Origin of the sequence: Roseburia sp. OF03-24 (assembly GCF_003463035.1) — a bacterium.
Taxonomy (GTDB): Bacteria; Bacillota; Clostridia; order Lachnospirales; family Lachnospiraceae; genus Roseburia; species Roseburia rectibacter.
The window spans coordinates 1-13,946 of the sequence record NZ_QSCK01000016.1 but is presented as its reverse complement, the minus strand read 5'-3'; the positions used below and the strand labels follow the sequence as shown (position 1 = coordinate 13,946).

Below are 13,946 nucleotides of genomic sequence, written 5' to 3'. Positions count from 1 at the left end.
AACTTACGTTTTCATCTGCGTATAAAAAATTTCTCTATGCTGCTATTTATCACTTCTAAACATATTCATTTCAAACGACTCCGCGATACATGCCCTCGCCGCCTTTAAGTCCCGTAACTCTCCCGCTGCGATCATTTGCGCTGCAAGGTTTCCGACTGCCGTTGCCTCGGTCGGACCTGCACAGACATCTTTTCCTGTATACTTTGCCGTGAGTTCATTTAAGTACTGTGCGTTTGCCCCTCCACCGACGATCTGTATCTTCGGATAGGTAATACCTGTCAGTGCCTCGATCTCCTCCACCGTTTTTGCATAACACTCTGCAAGGCTGTGATAGATCACTGCCGCCAGTTCTCCGATCGTCTGTGGAATCTGCTGCCCGGATTCCTCGCAGGCTTTTTTTACTTCCTCTGTCATATTCTCCGGCGCGAGGAATCTTGCATCATTGACATCCACATAAGATGTGATTGCCTCTTTTGACGCAAGTGCACAGATCTCCCCAAATCCCAGATCCGGTGCACTCTCTTTTTTCACGGACTGGATCATCCACAGCCCCATAATATTTTTCAGGTAGCGGAATCTGTAATCGTAACCGCCCTCATTTGTCATGTTATGGAGCATACTGCTTTTACTGCAGTCCGCTTCTTTCAACTCCGTTCCCATCAATGACCATGTGCCGGAACTGATATAGATTGCATGCTCTTCCTGCGTCGGAACTGCTGCCACTGCGGATGCAGTATCATGCGTTGGAGGAAGAACCACTTTACAGTCAAATCCTACTTCTTTTTTTATCTCATCGGATAACCCGCCGACCTCATATCCCGGTTTTTGGATTTTCTGGAAAATTTCTTTCGGATAACCGAGTTTCCCGATCAGTTCCATGTCCCAGTCTTTTTTGACCGGTTCCGCGAGCTGTGTGGTCGTCGCATTGGTATACTCCTGCACTTTTTGACCTGTCAGCAGAAAATGAAAATAGTCCGGTATCATCAACATGCTTTTCGCCCGCTCAAGCTGCCCCGGCTGCTGCTCTTTGACTGCCATCAGCTGATAGATCGTATTGAATATCTGTTTCTGTATTCCGGTTCTCAGATATAGATCCTCCTCTGAAATGATGCCATATACCCTCCTGTCCATTCCTTCCGTCCGTCTGTCCCGGTATGCCACTGCATCCCCGATGCGCCTGTCATTTTCATCCAGCAGGACAAAATCGACTGCCCAGGTGTCAATGCCCATGCTGTATGGGATTTTTCCTGCCAGCGCACATTTTTTCATTCCGGTCAGGATTTCCTCAAATAACTTGTCCACATCCCACACTTTATGACCATTTTTTTCCACCATCCCATTGGGGAAACGGTAGATCTCTTCTAAGATCATTTTCCCATTCTCCATATGAGAGAGCATATGCCGTCCGCTCGATGCCCCGATATCCACAGCCAGATAATAGTTTTTTCCCATCCCTGCTCCTTTCGTTCTCTTTTTTCTGAGATTAGGATAACAAAAATAAGGACAGTTTTTTAGGCTCTTATTCGACCAAAAAACTGTCCTTATTTTCCATTTTACAAAGTATACTAATGAACGATCCGATACTTTTGTGATATCATTTCATAATTCATCCACATTCACGAACGTGTCGTGCGATGAACAATCCGGTATTTCCGCGGTGTCATCCCATACCGTTCCTTAAACTGCCGGAAAAAATAGCTCTGATTCTCATAGCCGACATCTAACGCGATCTCCTCGACGGAAAGGTCTGTCTCGGCAAGGAGATGTGCGGCTGTCTCAAAGCGCTTATGCTGTAACAATTCCTGAAAAGTATATCCGGTCTTTTGTTTAATCAGTTTGCTCAATACAGTCATGGACTGATGCGTATCCGCAGCGATCTTTGTCAGATTCGCATTTTTGCAGTCACTGTTAATGTACCTGAGCACCGCCTGTACCACTGTTTCTTTATAATCCATCGAAGAATTATGACTTAAATTTTCAAGATGATTCAGCAGATATAAAAATACAAGTCCCATAGAATACTGATTAATTACATCCTCATTTGCATGTTCATGTAACATGGAATCAATCATATTTTCCATAAGATTTTCTACCTGCGGATCTTCCTGCAGACGGAACAGCAGATAATGGGAAACGGGATCTTTCTGCCGGAACGCACCGACAATAAATTCCGCCAGTACATTTTTCTCATGCAGCATGGTGAGCGGGATTTCAAAAAACTCCGGTAGCGCAATAAAATTGATCCCGATATCCTCATATTCCGCCCGCCGGATCGCATGACGCACCTGCTGGTTTAACATCAGCACATCTCCCTTGTGAAGGGTCAGCTCTTTTCCCTCAATGATATGTGTGATGTTTCCCTGCACCACATACATCATCTCCACATAATTGTGCCTGTGCTCCGGGAATTCCACAAAACGGCTGTGCGGGCGCACCGTGACGAGCCGTCCTCTCTCTAACAGCAGTTCCCGGTCGATCTCACTGATCGAATCTTTCGCATATAACTGTTTTTCGATGTTTCCCTGTCCTGACTGATACTTCTTTTCTTCTTCTGATATGAGTTTCAGTTCCTGTAAAAGCTGTTTGCGCATGCGCTTGATTTCCTGTCTTCTAAAATCTTTTTATAGTGACTCCAGCAGTCCGTTGATCCCGTCTTTTTCAAAAATATCCTTATAATATGCAACTTCCCCCTGGATCAGCTGGTCGATCACCTGCATGCCGAGAAGCTCCACAGGCGCCTTGTCGTCCGTCATGATATAATCTCCCGCCTCATACACACTGCTGGTGTCTGCCACATGAAGCATCATATCGCGCAGATCGGAATGTCCGGTCTCATTTGCGTTATTCTCTAATGTCTTTACCATGTCTGCATTGGAGGAAGCATACAGCTCCCGGTTTGTGGAACCGTCCACATCCACGGTCACGATATGGTCAAATACGGATGCAATGGTATCCGACAAATACTGGTTGATATTGCCCTCATTGTTTCCGCGCATATTCATGTTTACGACCATCACGCCGTTCTCGTTTAAATGCTCTTTGACCATCGTAAAAAATTCGACCGATGACATCTGAAACGGGATGGTGATATCCTGGTAGGCATCCACCATGATAACGTCATATTTCTCGTCGATCGCCTGTAAATATGCCCTGCCATCATAGGTCGTCACTTTGACATCGTCCGGCAGGGAAAAATATTGTCTGGAAAGCGCCGTGATCTTATCGTCGATCTCCACGCCCTCGATTGACATATCACCGAAATATTTTTTACACTGGGTCGCGTAAGTTCCGGTTCCCATTCCAAGGATCAGAACATTCATATCCTCTGCCTTTTTATCCGGGATCATGAGCGGCGCCGCCATCGCATAATCGTAATACATTCCGGTCAGACCGCCGTCTTTCATGTAGAGTGACTGCACACCGAACAGGACATTCGTGGATAAGATCACGCGCCTGTCATCCTCGGAGACCTGTAAATAATTATAAATGGATTCCCCTTCGTAACTTAAGTCATTCTGCCAGAATGCAAAAGAATCCGAATAGCCAAGTCCACAGCAGAGTACGAAAATAACTGCCGATACTGCCACCTTCTTCTGTCCCCTGTGGCTGCTCAAAAAATACACTGCGGCTAATGCGATCAGAATTCCCGCAAAAATGAGAAACGTGATAGAGGTTCCGACTGCCGGAATCGTCACAAAAGTCGGCACAAATGTTCCGATAATGCTTCCGATCGTGTTGAATGCTCCCAGCGTTCCGACCGTTTTTCCACTGTCGTCAAGACTGTCCACCGAGTATTTCACAAGGGATGGCGTCACTGTGCCGAGTAAAAACAGTGGGAATACAAAAATCACCATACATGCCACAAATGCGGCAATAATGAGGAAATTGCTGCTGACGGTAAAGATCAGCAGTGCCGATATTCCAAGGATAATGTATTTTCCGACGACCGGTATCAGTGCGATCCAGATCGCAGCGATCAGTATTCTGCGGTACAGTTTGTCCGGGTCCGGCGACCGGTCCGCACTTTTTCCTCCATAAATATTTCCAAGCGCCATTGCGATCATGATCGTTCCGATGATGATCGTCCACACGATCTGCGACGAGCTGAAATACGGCGCCAACAGCCTGCTCGCACCCAGTTCTACTGCCATCACGGACATTCCGGCAAAAAATTCCGTGAGATACAAAAACAGCTTATTTTTTAAAATTCCTGACTTTTCCATAATTCTCCTTTCTTTTTCCCCTCTAGTATAGCTCATAAAGTGGACTCCAAGTCAAGTTTTTTATCCCGCATCAGGATTTTTCCCCAATCATTACCCTGCATCTCTTTTTATAAAATGCGATTCCATATTTCAGAACCTTTTCCACACCATCCTCTTCAAGAATGTCTATATAATTGTTCCCACCGATCTGTTCTAACGCAGACTGGCATGCCGTTTCCAAATCTCCATCCTGTGCATACTTAAGTTCCAGAATGATTCCCATTTCACCGTCATCCGTCTCGATCACAATATCACTGTAACCATCGCCTGATTCTTTATTCGAAGAAACACTCCACGATTCCTCATACCCGAGAATTCCAAGTAAGATACCGTGATAAAAGTTTTCTTTCATCTTTTTTCTCACAAAAGTATCCCGGATACTGATGGCCCGCCGCAGATAATCACACAGGCATTTTTCTATCGTTTCTGTTTCTCCGTTTCTTAATGCTTCACAGAATGTATTTAACAGCACGCCATTCTTCGGTACATTTTCTTTAAAAAAATCCATAATCTGGTCTGTAAAAATCTTCCGGATCTCCATATTCGGAATCACCAGCTGGAACGTATCCCCCGCTGCCCGTCCTCTTTGTGTAAGATATCCTGTTGTAAATAATACACTCCATAGATTGTCAATACTGTCATACATTTCTTTATAAGTCAGTTCCTGATGGATTTCTTTCTCGATCACTTCACCTGCAACAAGCCGCTCTATCTCACGCCTTAGCGTTACTTTATCCGATTCCCTGATAAATCTTTTGACCGCCTCATTGCTGCTTGTATTTGACCAGTAATTTTTAGGCTCTGCCAGCGGGTCCGCCCGCAACGTGTCCACATAATTGATTACATCCCATGGACAATAAACTTCTGCTTTTCCGAACTGATATCCGTCATACCACTCCCTAATATCCTCGTAATGATCGGAAAGTTCATAGTATTCCAGCATCTCCCTTACTTCTTCATCGGTAAATCCGAAATACTCGTCAAACTGTACATCTGCAATGGAAAGAACTTTCAGATTATTCAGTCCTGTAAAAATACTTTCCTTGGAAATGCGCATACATCCAGTCAGCACCGCAAATTTCAGGCTGTCATTTGTCTTAAGCGCATACTCAAACAGGTTGCGGATAAAGATAACCATCTGATCATAATATTCCCGTTCAAGTGCTTTTGCCAGTGGAACATCATATTCATCGATCAGAATAATTACTTTTTTCCCATAATGCTTTTCAAGAAGTTCGGAAAGCACTTTTAAACTGCTGCATAGTGTTCCCTCATCCACATCCGTTTCAAGTAATGCCGTATATGCTTTTTTATCATATCCCGTGAGCCTGCTGCTTTCTAACAGATATTGAAACCTTCTTGCCTCCCCTTTGATAAGCTGGACCGTCATCTCTATTGCTTTTTCATAAATCTACGCATTGATTCCTTTTAAAGAAACAGATATCACCGGATATTTTCCCATGTACTCTTCACACAGCCTAGTTTCTTGTGCAATCTTTAAATGCTTAAAAATTTCTTTATTTCCGTTTATGTCAAAGAATTTTTTTAACATACTCATATTCAGGGACTTTCCAAATCGCCTTGGACGGGTAAAGAGTGTGACTTTTGCCCAATTTTCCAGAAGTTCTTTGATCAAATATGATTTATCTATATAATAAAATCCAGCTGACTGTATTTCTTCAAAATTTTCTATTCCAATCGGTAATTTTTTCTTCTCATTTTTCATTTCAACACCCCAAATAGATTTTTACATTTTTGTTTTCATATAACCTTATCTCTCATCGGGATCAGGATCTTTAAATCAAACCAGTTCTCTTTTGTATCAATGCTGACCGCACCGTCATATTTGTTGACCGTATAGCGGATACTTTTGAGTCCGTACCCGTGATATTCTTTCTCTTTTTTGGTCGTGACCAGTTTTCCCTCCTGATACTCTAAGTTCCCTTCGTAATAATTTTCAAACCGGAGGAGCAGGAAATTTTTCTGTTTTGAAACCGTCACATGCACGAGCCGCTTCTCTTTATCCGGTATTTTCAGTTCACATTCGATCGCGTTATCGAGCGCGTTTCCAAAAATGCTGCAGATATCCATCACATCCATAAAATCAAGCAGTGTGCCGTCCGCAACACAGGTAAACGTGATCCCATGTTTCGCACAATAGAGGCTTTTGGTAGTGAGCACCGTATCGAGCACTTTGTTTCCGGTCTTATTCTGTGTCTCATACTGTCTTATCTCATCCTCCATGCGGTTTAAATATTCTTCGCGTTTTTTCGGATCATCCTCACTCCGCAGGAATGCGATCTGGTGTTTTAAATCGTGATATTTATAATTGATCAGTTCGATGCTCTCTCTCGACTGCTTGTACTGCACATACTGATTCTGCAGCACATTCTGCACGGATTCTAGTTCTTTTCTCACACGCAGTTCCCGGCACTGGATCAGATGTGCATAAAGGATCGCGATACCGCCAAGATCTACTAATGTACGGATATTTCCGATCTCAAACGAATAGCGACCGGAAAACGGTGTATTTTCCGTGAGAAAACTCATGTTGCTAACAGCAAACACCGCAACTGCGATCAGTCCGGCGGAAATATATTCCCGGTGGCTGATATTCATTTTCCCATCTTTAGGCATATGTACCCGCAGAATTTTATACAGGATCAGTGCGATCGCACCATAGATCAGAACCAGAAGACCTCTGCAAAGCCACCAGTTTGTCATCGCCTCGTCGAAAAAGTAACATACAACCTGCCATTCGAACGATGCCATAAATTCCGCGACAACAAATGCGATCATCCCAAAATAGGCAGCATCGGTAAAAGTAATTTCGCAGCAGCTGTAGATAAATACGATCATTAAAAATACAGCCACGATCATACAAGGAATCCAGAAATAAATCTTAATATCATCCGTCATGACTAAAAACACACTCTGTATCAGAAGCACAGCCGCCATAATGCCTGCCGTCTGCCATTTTTGAAATCTCTTTTTGACCGGCAGGATAAATAACATGCATGCCATCCACTCTGCGACCGCTGTGTAGATTCTTGGTATATCCGGCATAATATGTTCCATCATTTGATAACCTCTCCCCAGTATTTTGTCAGTTCTTCCATAAATTCTTTTTTGCGCGCACGGCTTAATACCAGCTGCTCACCTTTTACCATGGCACAGCCGTCCGTGATCCCGTCCACATGCGCTAAATTGATGAGATACCCCTTGTTACCACGGCAGAAGTTCATATCAGCTAATTTTTCTTCCATCTCTTTCATTGTGCCTGTTGTCTCATAGTCGCCAAGAATTGTGTGCAGGATCAGCGTATGCCCCTGGCTTTCGATATAATAAATATTTGCGATATTGATCCGCACCGTCCCGCCTTTCATGCTGACCATGATCATCTTTGTCTCTCTTTTTTTCATGCGCCCGATCGCACGGCTCAGTCTCTGTGAAAATGCAAAATAAGACACCGGTTTTAATACATAGTCGAGTGCATCCACCGCATAGCCACGGATCGCATACTGTGCCATGTTTGTGATAAAAATGATAACGACCTCCGTGTCCACTTTTCGGATCTCCTCCGCTGCCGACATGCCATCCATAAATTTCATTTCCACATCCATCAAAATGATGTCATACTGTGACTGATATTTATTGACGATCTGATCCCCATCCGAATAGATCGTGATATCAAAAGCCTCCCCATTTTCTTTTTCATATTGATGTAAAAATTCCTCAAGCTGCTTTGCATACATCGCTTCATCTTCTACGATTGCAATTTTTATCATATATTTTTCTCCATTTTCTTTTCCAGTGTACCTGCTCCAATTCGCCGTTCGGCAATCATGTGAACATGTTGACTCACTTGCGCTCATGATATCATCCCCCACAAACGTTTTGTGAACGCAAATGGGGACCTGCACCAAATTTATTTTAGTACAAGTCCCTGTTATTTACCACTTTTTTATCTGATTACATTTTACCTAATCACGTTTCACTGCCGCTTTGATCAGGTGCGCTGTTCCCTTAATGCGGTGTCCGTTTGCCATCTCGGTCAAAGCTTCTGCCATCTTCATTGTGACAAAACCACCTGTCATTTTTGCATAGCCGCGGATCGGCATATTGTAATTAAACAATACGTTCAGATTCGGTTTTCCCTGCCATTCGCTGATCTTTAACAAAATACGCAGTACCCCGTAAAACAGTTTACCAAAAATTCCTTTTCCATAATAAAGCTGGCAGACTGCATCATTCATACGGATTTCTCCGCTCCAGCTTCCATCCGGGATCTCTCTGCCATACAGTCTGCGGAATGTATCATCAGAAATATTTTTGATCTCACCATTAAAATATTCCGGCAGGCTTTCTCTGCTGTAACCACCCTCTGTGACAGTTCCATTTACCGCAAGTGATCCCGCAAGCAGCATTTCTTCCGCATTGCTTCCGATCATGATCTGATAGGTTCCCGTTTCCACTTCCCAGCTGTCTGTCCGTGTATCATAAAAACGGAATGTCTTATCGTCAAATAAAATCCTTATTTCTTTTTCTTCTCCCGGAGCCAGTTCCACCCGCGCGAAGCCTTTCAGTTCGCGCAGCGGACGGAACACGGAATCAGATTCTTTTCCGACATAAAGCTGTGCGATCTCTGTTCCGGTCACATCTCCGGTATTTTTAATTTTAAATGTCACACCATCCTGATCTACCGCCAGATCACGGTAAGTAAATGTGGTATAACTGAGTCCGAAACCAAACGGGAAACGCACTTTTTTACCTACTGTCGTGTAGTAGCGGTATCCTACATAAAGTCCCTCCCGGTATTCGCTGCTTCTCTCTTTGCTCGGATAATATTCATACGCCGGTGTATCTTCATAATGAAGCGGATAGGTCTCATTCAGTTTTCCGGACGGGCAGACTTTTCCGGTCAGAACGTTAAGAATCGCTGACGCACCCGCCTGACCGCCGAGGTAACCGTGCACAATTCCTTTGACATACGGATACCACGGCATTTCCACGGAAGATCCCGCTGAGAGGACTACGATCACATTTTTGTTTACTGTGGTAAGTTCATTGATCAATTCGTCCTGTGCTACAGGCATATGCATATGGGTACGGTCGAGTCCCTCCGACTCGCTGATCTCGTCAAGACCTCCGAAAAACAGCACCACATCCGCATTTTTTGCTGCATCAACAGCTGCCTTTACCAGTTTAGCATTTGGTTTTCTGTTTCTGATATACCCCTGTTCATAGGCTGTCATCGTAAGTCCGCTGTCTTTTATCTCCTCTAATATGGACTCCGGCGGCATTGCCGGATTCACTAAGGAAGATCCTGCTCCCTGATATCGCGGAGTCTTTGCAAAGTCTCCGATCACAGCCACTTTTGTCCCCTGTTTTAATGGAAGGATCTGCTCTTCATTTTTTAAAAGGACGATGCTCTCCTCGGCCGCTTTGCGTGCAAGTTTATGATGCGCTTCCTTATTGAAAGTAGTTCCTTTTCCATCCACGGTCGCCTGATGCGTCGCAAAAATGACACGGAGCAGTTCATCTAAGCGCTGATCTAACACACTCTCCTCTAATGTTCCGTTTTTGACGGCATTTACGATATCATGCATTCCTGATTTTCCGGTGCCCGGCATCTCAAGATGACTTCCGTTTTTCACTCCGAGTGCGTGATCATTGCTTCCACCCCAGTCGGATACTACATATCCGTCAAAGCCCCATTCATCGACTAAGATTTCCTGTAACATGTGGCGGTTCTCATTGGCATAGACACCGTTTACTTCATTATAAGAAGACATGATCGACTTCGCTTTTCCTTCTTTTACCGCGATCTCAAATCCGGTCGTATAGATCTCACGGAAGGTTCTCTCATCCACAACGGAATCATTTGCCATACGACGCAGTTCCTGGCTGTTTGCTGCAAAATGCTTCGGGCAGGCTGCGATTCCTTTGCTCTGGATTCCCCTTACATAGGCTGCCGCCATTTTTCCTGCATGGTACGGATCTTCGGAAAAATATTCAAAATTTCTTCCACAGAGCGGGCTTCTCTTGATGTTTAATCCCGGTCCTAAGATCACATTGACATCCATGGTCACGGCTTCCTCTGCCAATGCCGTTCCGATCTCCTCGCCTAATATTTCATCCCAGCTGTTTGCAACCGAGGCTGCGGTCGGAAAACAGGTCGCAGGGAGACTTGCATTTAATCCCAAGTGGTCTCCGGCTCCCGCCTGTCTTCTCAATCCGTGCGGTCCGTCAGACATTGCCATGGACGGGATTCCGTATTTTTCAAAATCCACTGTCTCCCAGGTGTTTTTGCCGGACATCATCAGGGCTTTTTCTTCGAGTGACATCTGTTTTATGATAGATTCGTATTTTAAACTCATGATTGATCCTCTCTTTATTTGTGATCTGCGCATCTTTCACTTTCGTAATTTCAGCATAGCACAAACAAAAGATGACGAGGGAGTATTACACAAATGGGGGCATTTTTTGCATAAACTGTCAAAAATGCCCCCGAAGAGCTTTCGCTCTCAATCATGCTCAATCATAGTCATCATAATAGTCATCATCGTAGTCATCATCATCATCCGCAATAACATTCACGGTATATACTACTTTTTTACCCTTTGCCTTACCACTTGTACATGTACAGGTTACCCGTACTGTTCCTGTCTTTTCCGCATAAAACTCAACGTCCGTTCCGGTTGTTTTTCTTTCTGCAAACGAGACAATACTTGTATCACTGATCTCCCATTTTAACTGACTGTTCTTTATTGAGGATCCTTTTTTGACCTCTAAATCAAAATCATCCCATGCTTCTACATATTTGACTGATTCTCCAACCTTTGCCAATGAATAATCACTCTTTTTCTTCGTCACAGTTACAGTTATTGTATCACCATATTTCTTCTTACTCTTTCCCTGTACATAACACCGGATTTTTGCTTTTCCTGGTTTTACGGCAATGAAATCCATTTCATCGCCTGTGCGGTCACGATCCTCAAATTTTACATATTTTTTTCCTGAAATAATTTCCCAGCGGATATAATCGTCCTCAGCATCTATTGGAGTTACTTTCGCTCTGATTTCAAACTCCTTTCCCTGAGAAACCTTTTTTGCCGACTGCGCTATGGAAACCTTCTTCGGTTTCCAGTTATAATCTGCCTGTGCTGAAATGTTTCCCGTACCAATTACCGCTATCACAACCAAAAGTACAATTAAAACCTGTTTTGCTGCTCTCTTCATAAACAAATCCTCCTTTTTTCATGAGAGTTTCTCATTTCTAATTGTTTTGCTTTGTACTTTGATTATATCATGCATTTATTAGAACATTATTAATACGACAAATTTTTTATAATCATTATTGATTTCCATATGTCTGCTTTTATCAAAGCGGCAGTTTTACCTGAAAAACACTCCCACTGCCTGCCTCACTTTTCACTTGGATTTTTCCTCTGTAAAACTTCACAATTTCATAAACCATGGCAAGCCCAAGTCCACTTCCCTCGCCTCCTCGCGATACATCAGTCTGATAAAACCGCCGGAAGATCTTTTCCTGCTCTTCTTCTGCAATTCCTATCCCATCATCCGTTACAGACAAAACAAGTTCCGTTTCTTCTTTCTTTAATTTCACAAAGATATGCCCATTCTCTTTCCCATAACGATAGGCATTGCTGACAAGATTAACGAGAATTCTTGATAAAAGTTCACGATTTCCATAAAACACTGCCTGCTCCGTCTCATAATCAAGCATAATTTTCTTTTCTCTTATCAGCTTCATATCAGAGCAAATAGATGCCACCAGTTCTTCCATATCAACAGCTTCCTCTGCATATTTTCCTGATTTCATTTCCAGTCTGGCAAAGTCCAGCATATGATCAATAAGTTTTGTCATTTTCCGCGCCTGACGCCTGATTACCCGCAAGGCATCTTCATATTCCCCTACGCTTCTTTCTTTTTCAAGTGTATACTCACACTGTGCTGAAATGACAGCCATCGGTGTTCTTAGTTCATGTGAAACGTCGGATGTAAATTGTTGTTCCTTTTCAAATGTACTTTCCAGTCGTTCAAACATCTCATTAAATATATCCGCAAGCTGGTGCAGTTCATCATTCCCTTTTCCAAGATTGATCCTGCATTTCAAATCATTTTCTTCTCCAATCTTTCTTGCAGTCCCAGCTATTTTCTGAATTGGATTTAATGTACGTCCAGCAATAAAATATCCTCCCGCAGATGCTATTACGACCAGAACCGGCAGAAGAACCAGTGCAATCCGCATAATCCCAAAGCTCTGACGCTCTCCCTGTTCCTCTGATACCACTCCACGAAGCCATAATCCGTTAAGTCCTTCTGCTGTGAGTTTCCGGTCAAAAATATAATACCCCGTTCCATCCTTCATTACTTTTTGAATCTCGGAATCCACAAATTCCAGATCTGCCACTTTTGCAGCTATTGGATTTTCTCCATAAATAAGCCTTGACTTTTCATCATACAATCCTGTATAGACTTCATTTACCTTGCTCAGAAAATCGTCGTCAATTTCCAGATACCCTTTCCGGTAATCAATCAAATAATCAATATCCGCATCTGTACGGATTTCATCCATCCCAGAAAAATATTCAATCTCATCCACATTATTTTCCACTGTCTCCACCAGACTATCCTGTATTGTTTTTATCAAAATCTGACGGCTGACGACAAAAATCATCAGATATGCAAATAGTACTATTACCACCAATGCTGCAGTAAACCAGATTGTTATTTTCAGACGGATTGAGAATCTCCCCATATCTTAAATTTCCTCTCTCATTATAAATCCTCTTCCACGGACTGTATGAATCAACTTTTTGTCATATCCACCATCAATTTTTTTTCGAAGATAGCTGATATAAACATCCACTACATTCGTGCCCCCTTCGTAATCAAAATTCCAGACATGATCCTCTATCATCTCACGAGACAGCACACGCCCCTGATTGTACATGAAATATTCCAGCATGGCATACTCTTTAGCCGATAATGTGATCTCTTTTCCCCCCCGCATTACCCTGTGGGAAGTGCAATCCAAAGAAAGATCCGCAATATGCAAAACATTGTCAGTAACTCCGAAAGATCCCCTCATCATTGCGCGCAGACGTGCTGACAACTCTTCAAACGAAAATGGCTTCACAAGATAATCATTTGCCCCACTGTCTAATCCCTTTACTCTGTCCGAAACAGCATCCTTTGCTGTCAGAAATAGCACCGGTGTTGTCTTTCCCATTCCCCTCAGCGCACGCAGCACTGTAAATCCATCTGCTTTTGGCATCATAATATCAAGAATCACTGCATCATACTCCGTACAGGAAAGGATATCTATTGCTGTCCTGCCATCAAAACAATGATCCACACTGTAACCATCCTCAGTCAGTTTTTGAACAATAATGGCATTTAAATCCTGTTCATCTTCCGCCAAAAAAATTCTCATGTTTGTTTTCTTCTCCTTTGTTTTTTACCGCGTCATTATAATCCCCTTTAAATCCAATTGTCATATAATGAAAATAACGAAACCAACATTTATAACATTCACGAAAGAAGATATTTCTTGCAGATACTATACAACATTCATTTCTCATATACAACCTGTAAAAATCTTCTTACGCAATCGAGTAGGAGGGAAATCTGAGTGATTTCCCGACCTCTCACACC

9 protein-coding genes and 1 pseudogene are annotated in these 13,946 nt (G+C 43.1%); all 10 read right to left on the bottom strand.

Annotation, left to right across the window (positions count from 1 at the left end; translation table 11 throughout):
* Nucleotides 1–42: 42 nt before the first annotated feature.
* The 10 genes and pseudogenes from rhaB to DXA60_RS09650 all read right to left on the bottom strand — a co-directional run bounded on the left by rhaB (nt 43) and on the right by DXA60_RS09650 (nt 13,725).
* Nucleotides 43–1,452 (bottom strand): rhamnulokinase, encoded by a 1,410-nt coding sequence (gene rhaB, locus DXA60_RS09695; RefSeq protein ID WP_117921049.1) that lies wholly within the window; start codon nt 1,450–1,452, stop codon nt 43–45.
* Between the two features lie 164 nt (nt 1,453–1,616).
* The gene (locus tag DXA60_RS09690) at nt 1,617–2,591 is read right to left on the bottom strand and encodes an AraC family transcriptional regulator (protein WP_117921048.1); all 975 of its coding nucleotides are present in this window, start codon (nt 2,589–2,591) and stop codon (nt 1,617–1,619) included.
* 30 nt (nt 2,592–2,621) lie between these two features.
* Complete coding sequence (locus tag DXA60_RS09685) at nt 2,622–4,259, bottom strand: spermidine synthase (protein WP_022111899.1); 1,638 nt, start codon at nt 4,257–4,259, stop codon at nt 2,622–2,624.
* 34 nt (nt 4,260–4,293) lie between these two features.
* A pseudogene (locus DXA60_RS19765) lies at nt 4,294–5,988 on the bottom strand (AAA family ATPase).
* Between the two features lie 35 nt (nt 5,989–6,023).
* The gene (locus DXA60_RS09675; RefSeq protein WP_117921046.1) at nt 6,024–7,343 is read right to left on the bottom strand and encodes an ATP-binding protein; all 1,320 of its coding nucleotides are present in this window, start codon (nt 7,341–7,343) and stop codon (nt 6,024–6,026) included.
* Nucleotides 7,340–8,050, bottom strand: coding sequence for a LytR/AlgR family response regulator transcription factor (locus tag DXA60_RS09670; RefSeq protein ID WP_015559327.1), 711 nt, complete (start codon nt 8,048–8,050; stop codon nt 7,340–7,342). The genes DXA60_RS09675 and DXA60_RS09670 overlap by 4 nt, the downstream gene beginning before the upstream one ends.
* Nucleotides 8,051–8,245: 195 nt before the next feature.
* Nucleotides 8,246–10,642 carry a glycoside hydrolase family 3 C-terminal domain-containing protein gene (locus tag DXA60_RS09665; RefSeq protein ID WP_117921045.1) on the bottom strand — a complete coding sequence of 799 codons (2,397 nt, stop codon included), beginning with the start codon at nt 10,640–10,642 and terminating at the stop codon, nt 8,246–8,248.
* 157 nt (nt 10,643–10,799) lie between these two features.
* Nucleotides 10,800–11,504, bottom strand: coding sequence for a hypothetical protein (locus tag DXA60_RS09660; RefSeq protein WP_117921044.1), 705 nt, complete (start codon nt 11,502–11,504; stop codon nt 10,800–10,802).
* Between the two features lie 142 nt (nt 11,505–11,646).
* Entirely contained in the window at nt 11,647–13,047 is a 1,401-nt protein-coding gene (locus DXA60_RS09655) for a sensor histidine kinase (protein ID WP_055193969.1), read from the bottom strand.
* Between the two features lie 3 nt (nt 13,048–13,050).
* The gene (locus DXA60_RS09650; RefSeq protein ID WP_006858189.1) at nt 13,051–13,725 is read right to left on the bottom strand and encodes a response regulator transcription factor; all 675 of its coding nucleotides are present in this window, start codon (nt 13,723–13,725) and stop codon (nt 13,051–13,053) included.
* Between the last annotated feature and the right edge of the window lie 221 nt (nt 13,726–13,946).